This is a genomic window from Lysinibacillus fusiformis (assembly GCF_002845985.1).
Taxonomy (GTDB): Bacteria; Bacillota; Bacilli; order Bacillales_A; family Planococcaceae; genus Lysinibacillus; species Lysinibacillus fusiformis_D.
The window spans coordinates 99,035-115,158 of record NZ_PDFK01000006.1; the positions used below are offsets into that span (position 1 = coordinate 99,035).

Consider the following 16,124-nt stretch of genomic DNA (forward strand, 5'->3'; position numbering starts at 1 on the left):
TCATAAATGAACGGAAAAAAATTAGTGGGAATTGTAATTGTTGTTTTAATCGTGGCATGTTTATTTTCAGTTTTTACCATTACTAATTTTTATAAAAACCATGAGGAACAGCCGAATCGAGAAAATCGAGAAATTAATAAGTCAAAGAGCTTGAATTTAATTTTGCCACAGGCTACAATTATCTCGAATTCAAGATAATCGAGAGGTGATTGTTAGTGCAACACATTTTTTATAAAGGTACAGATGAAACAAAACCGACGTTGCTATTGTTACATGGCACGGGTGGTAATGAAGAAAGTTTAATTGGGTTGGCAAAAGAAATAGATGAAACAGCCAATATTTTAAGTGTACGTGGAAATGTTCTTGAGCATGGGATGCCGCGATTTTTCCGTCGATTAGCAGAAGGTGTCTTTGATATAGAGGATTTAATCTTTCGAACTAAAGAGCTTCATGACTTTTTACAGGAGGCGGCACAGCAATATGGCTTTGATCGCCAACGAATTGTAGCGATTGGCTATTCAAATGGCGCTAATATTGCAGCAAGCTTATTATTCCACTATGCTGATGCATTAGCAGGAGCTATTTTACATCATCCAATGGTACCAAGACGTGGAATAGAATTACCTCAACTTTCTTCTACGCCTGTTTTTATCGGTGCTGGAACGAATGATCCGATGTGTACAGCACAGGAGTCTGAGGATTTAGAAGCGCTTTTAACGTCTTCAGGTGCAATGGTCACGACAGCTTGGTTTAATTTTGGTCATCAGCTAACAATGCCGGAAGTACAAGCAGCAAAAGAATGGTATAACAGTATCTATGTTTAATTGAAAAATCCGCCTCTTTTCCTAAAGGAGGCGGATTTTAATGATTTTATTTACTTTTCTTTGAAAAAGGTAGCCACCAGTTCCAATCACCAAATAATTTCATGAGACTTGGCACAAGCATAAGACGAATAATCGTCGCATCAATAGCAACGGCAATGGCTATACCAACACCAATTTGTTTTACAGGCATCACGTCTGTGAAGGCAAATGCCCCTGTAATAACAATCATAATAAGCGCTGCCGATGTAATAATACGGCTAGTGGATGTTAACCCATCAATTGTTGCGTGTGTATTATCTGCCCCTTTTAAATATTCTTCTTGGATACGAGAGATTAAGAAGACTTCGTAGTCCATACTTAAGCCGAACACCAGACAGAAAACAATGACTGGAATAATTAGTACAATCGGACCTGCTTCAATACCAAAATGTCCATATTGGAAAATATAAACGAGTATACCGAACGCAGATGAAAGCCCAATAATGTTCATAATAATCGCTTTTAACGGTATTAAAATCGAACGGAATGCCAGCATTAAAATAAAGAATGTGGAAACGATGATAATGGCTATAGCCAAAACTATTTTATTCGCAATTTCATCAAAAATCTCTTGGTTGAATTTAGCGGGTCCTCCAAGCGCGAAATCTACACCTAAATCTTGATCCATCCAAGATCGGGCAAATTTTTGAGCAGTAGTGGAAGAGCCCGCTGCATCGATGGTAATAGGGATAAATAATTGAGTATCTTTTGAAAAAGTATTCATTACAGACTTTAACTGTTCCGCAATCTGTGGAATTGCTAAAGAAGTGGAAAGCTCCTCAGGTGTTTGAATGTTAGCAGCTGTATAGACTGTTGAAACATTTGTTACTAGGGAGTCCTTTAATAGCTTTTCTTGAATAGCATAAATGAGCTCTCTTCCTTCAGCATCCTCCCAGCCTTCTTTTCGTTCAGCTAATAAATATAACGTAGATGATTCACCCAGTCCAAACGTTTCATCTAATTTATCATATGCTGCACGTGCATCATATTTAGTTGGCAAGGAGTCAACCTGTGGAATCGTTAGTTGTATGTCCTTTAATGGGAGCATACCAATGCCAAGTAATAATAAAGCAGAGATTACAATGGCTATTGGATGTTTCATGACAAAGCCTGCAAAGCCACGCCAACGATTGGCACCACCTGGTTTAATGCGTATTAGACGCCATTTATTGAGTTTATCTCCTAATAGCATCATAGTGGCAGGGAGTAGTGTCAAGCCAGAAAGAACGGCTAACAGGACGACTATGGTACCTCCTAGAGCGATATTGTGAAAAATCTCTACATCAATAACGATCATAGCGCCTAAGCCTATCATGACACAAACAGCAGAGAAAATGATGGAACGCCCTGCTGTTTGTATAGCAGTTTGAATAGCTTGGACTATAGAGGTGTGCGCACGCTCTTCTCGGTAACGATTAATAAACAACAATGCAAAATCAATGCTTAAAGCAAGCCCGAGCATTGGGACAATATTTAAGACGAAAATGGATAGATTCACACTACCACTAAGGAGCGTCATTATACCGAACGCAGTAACAACTGTTACAACACCAATGATGATTGGCAAAATAGAAGCAATCACTGTACCAAAAGCCAATAAGAGAACAACGATGGCAATGGGTAACCCAATGGCTTCAGCGGAAGCTAAATCTTTTTGACTGGCTGTATTAATGTCAGCAGAAATAACGGGTCCTCCCGTAATGCTAACGCCGTCTTCTTCAATTAATGATCGAACATTTTCTACAATGTCAGAAAGATTCTCCACATCATTTTTTAAATGAACCATTGCATAGGCAATGTCATCTTTACGTAAAGAGGAGTCTTCTAAAGGTGATTGGATTGAATGTATGTCTTTTATGCTATCTAGTTTTTTTAAAGTGTCTTTCATTTGTTGATCTTCAGCTGGATCAAAGACAATTAAAATCGTATCAGATGGTAGATCAAAGTTTTCTGCTAGCTCATTTGTCACATAGGTATGGTCGGCTTCAACAAAAAAGCCATCACCCTGAAGTTTACCTGGAAGCTGTAGAGCAAAATAAGCCATTGCTAGAAAAATAATAAGCCATATCGCTACGATTGCTTTTGCATGTGCTGTAATAAATGCCGAAAAAGTTTTCATAGTTGTTAATGCATCCCCCTTCTCAAATAGTGTAAAGGATGTGTCACATTTTGTCGTGTGACAAAGTAAAGATATTGGACAGGAGTCTTTCATAGTGTTGAAAAACAAAACCATCCATAGAATTTATGTGAAAGGTGAAAAAGGATTTCCGTTGCAGGCTACTTGCTTTCCTGTGGGCGAGCGCCGAGCCGCTTCCTCTGCTACCGCTCCGTTTAGAGGCTCGCCTGTCTCGCTATTCCCACGGGAGTCAAGTAGCCTTCCACTCCAATCCATAAAAAAGTGAAGGTATTCACTACTCTTTTATGGAGGGGTGTTGTCACATCAAGCTATCCACAGAGTAAGAATATCTCTTATATTATAAATAAGCCATTTCTTTTGGCTGGGAGACCTTTTGCAGGAATGGTTGGTGGAGTGGGGCCGGGCATCCTCCTAGAGGATCTAAGCATCTGGGTAGGACCTGGGGCTGAGAGCCATGATGAGTGAAGCAGCTCATCGGACGCCCCCCTAGAGACCTTCTTGGAGGCGAAATCAGCCTGTATAAAAAAGGTACTTAAACCTTACGTGTATTACCTTTTTTCAACAACATGAAAGACTCCTGTCCATCTATTGGACAGGAGCCTTTTATTAAAAGAATAATGATAAGAGGAAATAAATAACAGATGCCATAACGGCTGAAATTGGCATTGTAATAATCCAAGTAGTGACAATCTTGCGGGCCATACCCCAGTTTACACCACGTACACGCTGTGCAGAACCAACACCCATTATAGATGAAGAAATAACATGTGTGGTTGATACTGGTAAGTGGACTAACGTAGCCCCAAAAATGACAGTAGCGGAAGCTAAATCTGCTGCTACACCGTTAACAGGGCGGATTTTCATAATTTTACCGCCAACGGTTTTGATGATTTTATAACCACCTATCGATGTACCTAGACCCATTGCTGCTGCTGCTGCTGCACGCACCCAGAACGGTATTTCATCTCCTGTATGCAAACCACCAGCAATTAACGCCATTGTCATAATCCCCATTGCTTTTTGTGCATCGTTTGTCCCGTGGGTAAATGATTGAATGGCCGCAGTGAAAATTTGCATAGTACGGAAACCTTTATTTGTTCGATATAAGTTTAAATTTTTAAACCATATTTTAAATAGCGTCATCATAATAAAACCTGCGCAAATAGCAAGTATTGGAGAAAAAACTAACGCCATAATAATTTTAGTAAAGCCACCATAGTTTAGTACATTAAAGCCAGCAGAAGCGATAGCAGCGCCGGCAATAGAGCCAATCAATGTGTGAGAAGAACTAGATGGAATACCAAAATACCATGTCAATAAATTCCAAATTATAGCTGAAATTAATGCAGCTAAAATAACGACTGAACCGGTTGTGTCACCTTCAAAAGCATTTAAAGAGAAAGGGTCTACAATATCTTTTGTTAGAGCTTTTGCAACCCCTACAAAGGTAATAGCACCGATAAAGTTCATGGTTGCTGCCATGATGATTGCTACTCGAGGTGGCAATGCTCTAGTGGAAACCGAAGTTGCGATAGCATTTGCTGTATCATGGAAGCCATTGATAAAGTCAAATGTAAGGGCAAAGATGACGACCAGTACGGTTAGTATAATGATTGTGTTCATTGTAAAGTGCCCATCTCCTAATTATGCGTTGCGCATGATAATTGTTTCCATAGTATTTGCTACGTTTTGACAATGATCAGCGATATCTTCAAGTTGTTCATATATATCTTTAAATTTAATGAGGCGAATTGGATCTTTTTCATTTAAAAATAATTTCTTAATGGAAGAACGCTGTACCTCATCACATTCACGTTCATAGTCTTTAATAAGAATTGCGTGTGGACGCATGCCAATTAGATTCTTTTTCTTTAACTCTTCAGTCGCTTTAACAATTTCATCAGCACTTTTAGAAATAAACCCTAAGAACGTACGCATGGATTCATCGATTTCTGTCAGGGAAAACATTTCAAAGTGTGCAATACAGTGTTCTGTTCCATCTAAAATATCATCCATACGAATGGCAAACTCTAAAATATCCTCACGTTCAATAGGTGTCATAAATGATTTGTTTAGCATTACGATCAGTTCATGAATGAGCTTATCGCCAGCAGTTTCGTAATTTTTCATTGTAATGCTAATCTCTTTTAGGTCAGCTACACTGTTAATACGAAAATCATTTGCGTAATGTACAGCCTCTCTCATATTTTCAGCAATTTTATGCAATGCAATAAAGAAAGGGTCTTGTTTTTTTGAGTTAAGCATGTAAATCGAATCCTCCTGGATGTAAATAAAATTAATCGACCTCTAAACTTTATTATCATAACAAAATCTTTAATTTATCTACATAAAAACTTTATATTCGACATGAAAATTTACATTCCTGTAATATTTATTTCGTTCACAAAATGAAAGGGGAACAAACTGTATTTATTTTTATAGATACAGGAAAAGTCTTTATTTAATAAGGAATTATCTTATAGTTTTTTCTGTTTGGTACAGATTTCGACGGAAAATAGGATGAATAACAAGAGAAATAGCATGATGAATTGTAAAGCTAATGTAAATACGTTTGTACTATGAGGAAGTCTTCTTATTCTTAAGAATTTCTTCATTTTTATCCTTCCTCTTTATTAAGAATTGTTTTCTACAATGGGAAATGAATGAGAAAGGAGCGTTTATAAACAAATGATTCAAGTTGAAAACTTACAACATACATTTTTAATTGGTAAAAGAGGGAAGGAAAAACAGGTTCCAGTATTGAAAGGTGTGAACTTTGAAGTTAATAAAGGAGAGATTGTGGCCATTGTAGGAAAAAGTGGCTCTGGCAAATCGACCTTATTACAAGTTCTTGCTGGTTTTATGAAAGCTGAACAGGGGTCTATTAAAGTAAATGGTAAGGAAACAGCCCATCTGACTGAAACAGAAAGTGCTGCTTTTCGCTTACGTCAATTTGGCTTTATTTTTCAAAACTTTCAGTTGATGCCGGGTTTAACGGCTTTCGAAAATATTGAATTACCTTTAAAACTACAGGGCTTACGTAAGGCTGTACGGAAAGAAAGGGTAAAGAAATTAATGGACAAAGTTGGTCTGACAGAAGTGGCAGATCATTATCCTAATGAATTATCTGGTGGACAACAACAGCGTGTCAGTATTGCGCGTGCCCTTATCACAAATCCTCCGATATTGCTTGCTGATGAGCCTACAGGAAGTCTTGATTCAGAAACCGAGCAAGATATTTTATTGCTTATCCAGAGCCTAAACCGTGAGCTAGGGCTAACCTTTGTCATTATTACGCATGATGAAGAAGTGGCCACGATAGCACATAGACGTTTTCGCATGTATGATGGCGAACTTGTAAAGGAGGAGGCTTAACATGTTATTTAAAGATCAACTAGATTTTGTAACACAACATATTAAGAAAAATAAGCTGCGCGTGTTTATGACGATATTAGCTGCAACGATGGGCTGTGCTTTTCTGATTGTGCTAGCATCCGTTGGTTTTGGATTACAGGAATCTTTACGCAATGAAATTCTTTCGAATGAAACAGTTACGAAAATTCAAGTATATGGCGATAAGCAATTGACAGAAGAGCAAGTACAAGAAATTAAAAATTTGAACCATGTAGAAACGGTGCTTGAAACGATAAGTGTGAATGCTTCTGCACATTCCTTTTTAGGTGATCGTGATACAACCTCTAATTTAATTTTGTCGGATATGCAGGACTTTGAGCAGGTGAACGGCAAGCTTGCAAAAGGACACTATCCAACAAAGCCAAATGAAATTGTTGTAGGCTATCATTTTGGTCAAACATTATTGAATGCGGCAGAACGCAATATTATTGAAGAAAAGAGTAAAAAGGCTGAAGCAGAAGGAACATACTATGATGGTAGTGAAGAAGGCTATAAAGAATCATTAATTGGAAAAAATATAGAGCTTTCCTTAGTGCCTCATACTGGCACAAATGATGAAACGCAAAAAATGGCCTATACAATTGTTGGTGTGATGGAGAAGCCTTCTTATGATTGGATGGTTGATAACGCCATTCACATGGATAAAGCACAAAAGTCAGTGTTAGCTGAAAATATACCTGCCAATAGTGATATCAAAGAAGATGAGCTATTTTACTCAGAATTTAATATTTATGCGGATACTTTAGAAAATGTAAAGCCGATTTTGGAGAAGTTAAAGGGTAAAGGCTATAGTGTCTATTCAGTGACCGAACAATTAGATCAAATGAATGTATTTTTCCTTGTACTAAAAATTGGCTTAATCTTTGTAGGGACGATTGCGGTGCTGATTGCTTCTATTGGTATTTTTAATACAATGACAATGGCTGTCACAGAGCGTACACGTGAAATCGGTGTGTTAAAGGCGATTGGTGCAAGTCCGAAGCTTATTCAACGATTATTCTTAATGGAGAGCACGTTTATTGGTATTTTTGGAACGTTTATTGCGGTTGTTATTTCGTATGCCATCAGCTTTGCGGCTAACGCAGCATTACCATTGATTCTTAAGGCAGCGACAGGAGAGGAGGCTTTTGCAACAAATGATATAATATTCTCTCTTATACCATGGCAATTAGTCATTATTGCAGCCGCCATTAGTATCGGAGTAGCGATGATTTCAGGCTATCGTCCAGCACGCAAAGCGACTAAAATAGATGTGATTCAAGCTTTACGACAAGAGCTATAATAAAAGGCGGTCCATTTCAAAGATGGATCGCCTTTCTATTAGGGAAGGAGTACCCCGTAGATTATAAATAATCTTTTAACTCTTTAGCTAAAAATGGTGTGGCATTGAGCAATTTTAAGAAGGCATCATAGCTGGCGCGTTGCTCTTCACTAGGTTTTTTACCTGTTTGATATGCTCGGATTAAAATGTTTTTAGGGGTATTTTCCATATCAATAAACTCTAAAAGCTGTGCCTCATAGCCAACCAAGGATAATATTTCAGCACGAATAGCATCTGTGGCTAGTGCTGCAAAACGTTCTCGAACAAGACCGTGTTGCAACATAATATCAAGAGCTGGCGTATTTAATTGACGATTTAACTCATGCTGACAACAAGGGACACTTAATATTACACTGGCCCCCCATTTCACAGCACGAGCTAGTGCCATGTCTGTCGCAACATCACATGCATGTAGTGTTACCACCATGTCCACAGCAGATTCATCATTATAATCATTAATATCTCCTACAAGAAATTCGAGCTGGTCATAGCCTAGATCCTGTGCGATTCTTGAACATTCTTCAATAACCTCTTTTTTTAAATCTAAACCAGTAACACGAATGTCTAAGCCCTTTTCGATTTTTAAATAATGATACAAAGCGAAGGTTAAGTAAGATTTACCCGAACCAAAATCTAAAATACGCACTTGTCGATCCTGAGGTAAGTAAGTTAAAGCATCATCAATAAATTCAATGAAACGATTAATTTGCTTAAACTTATCGTATTTTTGTTTCTTTACTTTCCCTTCCTCTGTTTGTACCCCAAGCCGAATTAAAAATGGATAGGGCTGGTCATCAGATAGTAAATAATTTTTTTTTCGATTATGGGCTAAATTGACTTGTTTAGGGGAGGTCGCTTTATCAGATTTCCAAAGGACCTTATTCTTTTTGGATAATTGCACATGTACTTTTTCATCTACAAAATCGATATGTGCTTGACGATAATCCTCAAAAATGGCTTCAAGCTTGTAAGGGAAATCGGCCACTTCAATATTTTCATGTTTTAAAATGCGTTCATATTGGTATTCAATTTGTATATGATAATGATTTTTTAACATTAATGGCTTTAATTTTATACGTTTGATTTCGTTCGATTTCATGCGTGGTTGACTGATTGTAGCAGTCACAAGCTGTTGCTGTAAAATTTGCTCAATGAGCAGAGCTTTCATTTCTTCAAATGTCATACATTTTCGCCTACTTTATTGTGTAATAGATGGCACTAGTTTAACACATTTTATAATAGACAATGGCTACTTTGACATTCGGAAAAATTTTAATAAAAATTCTGAGTATTTATAGGTGGAATTGTATATTCATGGTATCTTAAATATAGTAATTCTTTTTGAATTGGAGATACTAAAGAGGAAAAAAGGAGGAGAAAATATGTCAGATAACATGTATCAATTATTAGCAATTATTATTTACATGGTCGCCATGCTAGCAATAGGTTGGTATGCATTTGTGAAAACATCCAATTTAACAGACTATATGCTTGGCGGTCGTTCCTTAGGTCCAGCGGTTACTGCGCTAAGTGCAGGTGCTGCGGATATGTCTGGCTGGCTCCTTATGGGCTTACCAGGTGCGATATTTTTATCAGGTCTTGTGGAAGCTTGGATTGCGATTGGACTTACAATAGGGGCTTATTTAAACTGGCTGCTTGTTGCACCACGTTTACGGGTTTACACACAGGTTACGAATGATTCCATTACCATTCCAAGTTATTTGGATAATCGATTACGTGATAATACTAAGCTTATTAGGATTGCTTCAGGTATTATCATCCTATTATTTTTCACGTTTTATGTATCGTCAGGAATGGTAGCAGGAGGCAAGTTTTTCGAGAGTTCATTTGGTTATGATTATCACACAGGGTTATTAATCGTTTCAGGCGTAACAGTTGCCTATACCCTATTCGGTGGGTTTTTAGCGGTTAGTTATACAGATTTTTTACAAGGGCTTATTATGTTTTTAGCACTTATTATGGTACCGTTATTCGGGCTATTTGTAACAGGTGGGATAGGAGATACAATTACCTCTATTAAAGCGGTTAGTCCAGATCTTCTAAATTTATTACCAGCCACTGCGACAGCGGCAGGAATTATTTCTTCAGTTGCTTGGGGATTAGGTTATTTTGGACAGCCACATATCATTGTTCGCTTTATGGCAATTAGCTCTGTGAAAGAAACAAAGCAGGCTCGACGTATTGGTATTGGCTGGATGATGTTAAGTTTATTCGGTGCTATTGGGACAGCTTTGGTAGGGGTAGCCTATTATGAGCAAAACGCTGGTGAGCTGAAAGACGCTGAAACAGTATTTATTGTCCTAGGACAAGTTTTATTCCATCCATTTATAGCCGGTATTATGCTGGCGGCTATTTTAGCAGCTGTTATGAGTACCATTTCCTCACAGCTTATTGTAACTTCCTCAGCGCTTGTAGAGGATATTTATAAAGCTTTATTTAATAAAACAGCAGATGATAAACATTATGTTTTTGTTGGACGTATGGCTGTATTAGTTGTTGCAATTATTGCAGCAATCCTAGCGTGGAATCCTGATAGTTCCATTTTAAGCTTAGTTGGCTTTGCTTGGGCAGGATTTGGTGCAGCGTTTGGACCTATTATTTTACTCTCTTTATATTGGAGAAAGCTCACGAATTATGGAGCACTTAGCGGAATGGTAACAGGGGCTGCAACTGCGTTTATTTGGGGTAAAGTAGATGCCTTATCAAGTGCACTATATGAAATAGTTCCTGGCTTCTTTGTTTGTTTAATTGTTGCGGTTGTTGTCAGTATGCTGACATATAGACCAAATAAAGAAATCGAAGAAGAGTTCACTCGCTCAGAAATATTACTAAAAGAAGAAAGAAAATAGTTAAAATGCGCCTTTTCTTAAGAGGCGCATTTTTTAGAAAAATAGCTGAATATCAAGAGATACGAAAAAGAGTTATATATGGTAAAATGAAGAAAATTTGTCGTAGAGACACCAAGCTTTGGTGGGAGGTTTCTAATGGATAGAATTAAGGAAGTCGATGTATTACTTGAAAAGGCCATATTAGTTGGCGTAAATTTACGAAATGATGAGCATTTTGATTATTCTATGGAAGAGCTAAAAAATTTAGCAGAGGCCTTGCATGTGGAAGTAGTAGGCGTTGTCACGCAAAATTTGGAGCGTGTTACACCGTCTCATTATGTGGGGACAGGTAAAATAGAAGAAATCAAAAATTTTTATGAAGAAGCGCAAGCAAATCTTGTTATTTTTAATGATGAATTGTCGCCTTCTCAAATTCGTAATTTAGAGCGTGATTTAGCAACGAAGGTTATTGATCGAACAATGCTTATTTTAGATATTTTTGGAAGACGTGCAAAAACACGAGAAGCACAAATGCAGGTGGAATTAGCTCAGTTACAATACATGCTACCTCGCTTAGTGGGCTTACATGCCTCTCTAAGTCGTCAGGGCGGTGGTACTGGAGGCGGCTTTAAAAACCGTGGTGCTGGTGAAACGAAGCTTGAATTGGATCGACGAAAAATTGAAGATCAAATTGCTAAAATTAAAAAGGATCTTGAGCACGTTAAAGAGCAACGAGAAACACAACGTAAACAGCGTCGAAAAAATGCACTCCCAGTTGTATCAATCGTCGGCTATACAAATGCGGGTAAATCAACCATTATGAATCAGTTGCTTGCCCAAATAGGGCAAGAAGAACATAAACAGGTTTTTGAAAAGGATATGCTTTTTGCTACACTTGAAACTTCAGTTCGTCAAATTGAACTACCCGATAAAAAGACATTTTTACTGACAGATACAGTTGGTTTTGTTAGTAAATTACCCCACCATTTAGTAAAAGCGTTCCGATCCACATTAGAAGAAGCGCGAGATGCTGATCTTTTACTCCATGTTGTTGATGTTTCAAATGCAGAGCATGGATTTATGATGGATGTGACAAATGAAACGCTGAAGGCGGTTGGAGTAAAAGACATTCCAACAATCTATGTTTACAATAAGGCTGATATAGCAGATGTTCCTTACCCTGTAGTCAGCGGTGATAATATGTGGATTTCAGCAAAACAAGGGATCGGTTTAGAGGAATTAATACAATTGATTCGTCAGCATATCTTCTCTCATTATGTGACGTGTGACATGTTAATTCCTTATGACCAAGGAAACGTTGTTTCTTATTTAAATGAATATGCCTCTGTTTTTAATACAGCCTATGAAGAGGGCGGTACATTATTATCGCTTGAAGTAAAGGCAGCAGATTATGCCAAGTACCAACAATATGTTGTCAATTAAAAAAATGTAGATCACCCAAAGCATGCCAAAGGATTTTTGGCATGCTTTTTGCGATTAGTGGGAATAGTAGAATCTAGAACTACATGACAGGACTTCGTAAATTTTATAGACAAAATAGTGTGAATTTGTATAATAAGTAAAAAATCCGAATGTTAAATATTTTAGAATAATTTAAAGTTTTTATGTCAGTTTTCTGAAAACAAAGAATGAGAAAACTTAGATATATCAAAGGATTTAATATTTTGTGCTATAACCAATCAGAATTTATAGAAAAATGACAAATTTTCAACATTTTTTAAAACTCTTGCTAAAGATAATAAAACGCTTTAGTATGATGAAACAAAGTTTTTTTATCCTTAAATTAGGGTAGTAATGTTTTTGGAGAATAATTTTTATTTGGGAGAGGGTATTGTATGTCTAGTAAAGATGAAGTTGTAAAATCTGTCCCTCAAAATGGCTTTGTTGGACACCCTAAAGGGCTCTTTACTTTGTTTTTCACGGAATTTTGGGAACGTTTCTCGTATTATGGAATGCGAGCAATTCTCATCTTCTTTATGTATTATGAATTGAATGAGGGTGGCTTAGGTCTAGACCGCGGAACAGCGAACTCTATTATGGCCATCTATGGCTCACTTGTTTATATGTCTGGTATTATAGGTGGCTGGATTGCCGACCGAGTTTTAGGAACACGTAGAACCATTTTTTATGGTGGCGTGTTAATTATGATCGGTCACTTACTGCTAGCATTGCCTGGCGGAGTGACTATGTTATTTGCTTCAATGGCATTTATCGTCATGGGTACAGGTTTATTAAAGCCAAACGTTTCAAGTATTGTTGGGGACATTTATGCTGAAACAGATAGCCGCCGTGATGCAGGTTTTTCTATTTTCTATATGGGTATTAATATGGGGGCATTCATTGCGCCATTTATTGTCGGAACAATTGGACAAAAATATAGCTTCCATCTAGGCTTTGGTTTAGCTGGTCTTGGAATGTTTGTTGGTTTAATTGTTTACAAATTAACAGAGAAAAAGTATTTAGGCTTAGCAGGATTACAAGTTAATAATCCATTAAAGCCTGAAGAACGTAAAAAAGTCTTTACACAATTCGGAATTGTAGCCTTACTTATCATCATTTTAGGTGCTATTGGTATTAAAACGGGTACATTAACAATGAATGTATTCAGTTTTATTATTACGGCACTAGGTGTATTAATTCCAACTGTGTTCTTCATTTATATGTATCGCAGTGAAAAAACTACGAAAGATGAGAAGTCTCGCCTACTTGCTTATATTCCATTATTTTTATCAGCGGTAATGTTCTGGGCTATACAAGAACAAGGGGCAACAATTTTAGCTACGTATGCAGATGAGCGTACTCAGTTAAGTATTGGAGGCATTCAGCTTCAATCTTCATGGTTCCAGTCGTTGAATCCTTTATTTGTCATAACATTGGCACCATTATTTGCGATGCTATGGCTTAAATGGGGGGACAAGCAACCAACTACACCACGTAAGTTTTCATATGCATTGTTTTTTGCAGGTCTCTCATTCTTAGTAATGATGATTCCAGCATACTTATCTGGTGGGGAAACGTTAGTAAGCCCTTTATGGCTAGTCCTGTCATTCTTCCTAGTAGTGGTTGGTGAGTTATTATTATCACCAGTTGGTCTATCTGCTACAACAAAGTTGGCACCGCAAGCCTTTGCAGCACAAACTATGTCATTATGGTTTTTAACAAGTGCCGCAGCACAAGCAATTAATGCGCAATTAGTAAAGGTTTATGAAGTTGTAAGCGAATTCACATACTTCGGCTTCTTAGGTTCATTATCTATTGTGGTCGGAATTATTATATTAGTACTTTCACCGATTATTTCAAAAGCGATGAAGGGTATTAATTAAAAGAAAGATGCAAGTACAGTTTGATTAGTAACTGTACTTGCATCTTTTTTTGCTATCTAAATAAAAGTCTATCTAAGAAATTTAGAGTGAAATATATTATCGTAAGTAGTTAATTTATTGAATGTGGGTATAAGTTTCTATGTAGATAATAATCATTTTCGTTATAATAGTCTTAATAATATGAAAATTTAAGGGGTTGGAAGCCATGAAAGAAGAGTTAGATTATTTGAGGCCAAGGTTAATGGAGATTTTTACGTATTTACATGCAAATCCTGAAATTAGCTGGCATGAAGTAGAAACCACCAATTATATAGTTGAGCTATTAACACAGGAAGGATTTTCTCCTATACGGTTTAAAAATTCCACAGGTCTATACGTCGATGTTGGCCATGGATATCCAAAAGTGGGGTTAAGAACAGATATAGATGCCTTATGGCAGGAGGTCGATGGTCATTTCCGTGCAAATCATTCCTGCGGTCATGACGGACATATGACGATGGCCATTGGTACGCTATTACTTTTAAAAGACTTACAGCAATCATTTAATGGTACAATTCGTGTTATTTTCCAACCGGCAGAAGAAAAGGGAACTGGAGCGTTATCTGTTTTAGAGGAAGGTGTTATTGATGACTTAGATTATTTATTTGGTGTTCATGTACGACCTGTCCATGAGCTAGAGGATGGTACGTATTGTGCTGCGCTCTATCACGGTGCCTCTCGCTTGCTTGAGGGGGAGATTATAGGGGAGGATGCCCATGCTGCAAGACCTCACCTAGGCATTAATGCCATTGAAGTAGGCGCAACGATCATTGAAGATTTAAGAACTATTCATACTGATCCTATGGTGCCAGTGTCTGTTAAGATGACGAAATTTCATGCTGGTGGAGATTCAGGCAATATTATTCCTGGTAATGCATCGTTTACGATTGATATTCGTGCCCAGCAAAATAATGTAATGGATGATTTAGCACAAGGGGTAAAGCGCGTTATAGATTCCTCTAAAATCTTGCATAAGGTGCAGATTGAATTACGCACTGTTGCGAATATTGTAGCTGCTGAAGTCGACACAAGTGCACAATACATGATGGAGCAGGCCATTATACAGGCTGTGGGATTATCGAATTTAAGAAAGCCAGTTCATACACCTGGTGGAGAAGATTTTCATCACTATGCTGTGCAACGACCACATTTAAAAACAACGATGCTTGGCTTGGGCTGTGGTCTTACACCGGGGTTGCATCATCCAAAAATGAAATTTAAACAAGCAAGACTTGTCACGGGAGTTGAAATTCTAACGAGGGCAGTACTGCTAGCATTGGATTCAGGGCAGACAAAGGAGGCGTCAGCATAATGTTAGAGCAAGTGCGTATACAGAAAGTAATGACACCGGTAGAAATTGCAGAGGTCCAAAAATTGAATGCAGAAATATGGGGTAGCCAAGCAATTCCCTCCCATCAATTACTAGCAGCTGTACAAAATGGTGGGTTAATAGTAGGGGCATATTTAGGAGAAAAGCTAATTGGCTTTAACTATTGCTTCGTGGGTTATCAAGATGGCGAAATGTACTTACATTCGCACATGATTGGTGTAGAAAAAGCATATCGTGAACAAGGTGTAGCTGAATTATTGAAGCACGCGCAACAAGAATATGCAAAAGAACATGGTTTTCAGCTTGTCCGTTGGTTAATTGAACCGTTAGAAGTACGTTTAGCTAATCTAGCGTTTCTAAAACTAAATGCCACTAGCTATCAATATGAAAATGATTACTATGGCCCGCTCCAGGATGATTTTAATGAAGGACTACCTTCAGATAGGTTAGTCGTTGAATGGTGGATCGAGCGTGACCAAATGACAGATAGCCTTGATGAATTAGAAGAAATAGCGGGGGAGATTGTACCGTGGACATTAACCGTCGATGGCTTACCTGCGCTTGATGTGGAAAATGCATTTCAGATGGAGCAGTCCTTTTACAAGGATGCCTATCTCTTACCAATTCCACAATCTTTACAGAAAATGAAAGTAGAGAGTCCAAAACTTGCAGAGGATTGGCGTTATAAAATACGCACAATCTTAACTACATTATTTAATCAAGATTATGCCATTGTACGTATGAAGAAGCACCCAGAATATGTTCATAGCTATCTGTTAGTCAGACGCTCCTTATTAGCCTTATAATAAGGATAAGGAGTGAATATC

At 37.6% G+C, this 16,124-nt stretch carries 14 protein-coding genes; 9 read left to right on the top strand and 5 right to left on the bottom strand.

Going from position 1 to position 16,124, the window contains the following annotated elements:
- Positions 1 to 6: 6 nt before the first annotated feature.
- Both CRI88_RS17640 and CRI88_RS17645 read left to right on the top strand, forming a co-directional pair.
- The gene (locus tag CRI88_RS17640) at positions 7 to 198 is read left to right on the top strand and encodes a hypothetical protein (protein ID WP_036128468.1); all 192 of its coding nucleotides are present in this window, start codon (positions 7 to 9) and stop codon (positions 196 to 198) included.
- 17 nt (positions 199 to 215) lie between these two features.
- Positions 216 to 824, top strand: coding sequence for an alpha/beta hydrolase (locus CRI88_RS17645; RefSeq protein WP_036128466.1), 609 nt, complete (start codon positions 216 to 218; stop codon positions 822 to 824).
- 46 nt (positions 825 to 870) lie between these two features.
- On the opposite strand, the gene CRI88_RS17650 is transcribed toward CRI88_RS17645, so the two are convergent.
- The 4 genes from CRI88_RS17650 to CRI88_RS17670 form a co-directional block, all read right to left on the bottom strand.
- The gene (locus tag CRI88_RS17650; RefSeq protein WP_036128463.1) at positions 871 to 2,982 is read right to left on the bottom strand and encodes an MMPL family transporter; all 2,112 of its coding nucleotides are present in this window, start codon (positions 2,980 to 2,982) and stop codon (positions 871 to 873) included.
- Between the two features lie 123 nt (positions 2,983 to 3,105).
- The gene (locus tag CRI88_RS22550) at positions 3,106 to 3,255 is read right to left on the bottom strand and encodes a hypothetical protein (protein ID WP_157492955.1); all 150 of its coding nucleotides are present in this window, start codon (positions 3,253 to 3,255) and stop codon (positions 3,106 to 3,108) included.
- Positions 3,256 to 3,606: 351 nt separating this feature from the next.
- Entirely contained in the window at positions 3,607 to 4,623 is a 1,017-nt protein-coding gene (locus CRI88_RS17665; RefSeq protein ID WP_058844748.1) for an inorganic phosphate transporter, read from the bottom strand.
- 21 nt (positions 4,624 to 4,644) lie between these two features.
- A complete protein-coding gene (locus CRI88_RS17670; protein ID WP_036128422.1) occupies positions 4,645 to 5,265 on the bottom strand; it encodes a DUF47 domain-containing protein in 621 nt (206 codons plus the stop codon).
- Positions 5,266 to 5,688: 423 nt separating this feature from the next.
- Between CRI88_RS17670 and CRI88_RS17675 the strand changes: the two genes are divergently transcribed.
- A complete protein-coding gene (locus CRI88_RS17675; protein WP_036128420.1) occupies positions 5,689 to 6,375 on the top strand; it encodes an ABC transporter ATP-binding protein in 687 nt (228 codons plus the stop codon).
- A gap of 1 nt (position 6,376) precedes the next feature.
- Positions 6,377 to 7,696: an ABC transporter permease gene (locus CRI88_RS17680; protein ID WP_036128417.1), complete on the top strand. Its 1,320-nt coding sequence runs from the start codon at positions 6,377 to 6,379 to the stop codon at positions 7,694 to 7,696.
- A gap of 61 nt (positions 7,697 to 7,757) precedes the next feature.
- Here CRI88_RS17680 and CRI88_RS17685 read toward each other — a convergent pair whose 3' ends face one another.
- On the bottom strand, positions 7,758 to 8,918 hold the full coding sequence (locus CRI88_RS17685; protein WP_058844747.1) for a class I SAM-dependent methyltransferase: 1,161 nt from the start codon (positions 8,916 to 8,918) through the stop codon (positions 7,758 to 7,760).
- A gap of 199 nt (positions 8,919 to 9,117) precedes the next feature.
- On the opposite strand from CRI88_RS17685, the gene putP reads away from it, so the two are divergent.
- From putP to CRI88_RS17710, 5 genes are all read left to right on the top strand, one after another.
- Entirely contained in the window at positions 9,118 to 10,605 is a 1,488-nt protein-coding gene (gene putP / locus CRI88_RS17690; protein ID WP_058844746.1) for a sodium/proline symporter PutP, read from the top strand.
- 135 nt (positions 10,606 to 10,740) lie between these two features.
- Positions 10,741 to 12,027 carry a GTPase HflX gene (gene hflX, locus CRI88_RS17695; protein WP_058844745.1) on the top strand — a complete coding sequence of 429 codons (1,287 nt, stop codon included), beginning with the start codon at positions 10,741 to 10,743 and terminating at the stop codon, positions 12,025 to 12,027.
- A gap of 413 nt (positions 12,028 to 12,440) precedes the next feature.
- Entirely contained in the window at positions 12,441 to 13,928 is a 1,488-nt protein-coding gene (locus CRI88_RS17700) for a peptide MFS transporter (RefSeq protein WP_036128411.1), read from the top strand.
- 205 nt (positions 13,929 to 14,133) lie between these two features.
- Complete coding sequence (locus tag CRI88_RS17705) at positions 14,134 to 15,279, top strand: M20 peptidase aminoacylase family protein (RefSeq protein ID WP_036128409.1); 1,146 nt, start codon at positions 14,134 to 14,136, stop codon at positions 15,277 to 15,279.
- Positions 15,279 to 16,103, top strand: a complete 825-nt coding sequence (locus tag CRI88_RS17710; protein ID WP_058844744.1) for a GNAT family N-acetyltransferase — start codon at positions 15,279 to 15,281, stop codon at positions 16,101 to 16,103. The genes CRI88_RS17705 and CRI88_RS17710 overlap by 1 nt, the downstream gene beginning before the upstream one ends.
- The last annotated feature ends 21 nt before the right edge of the window (positions 16,104 to 16,124 follow it).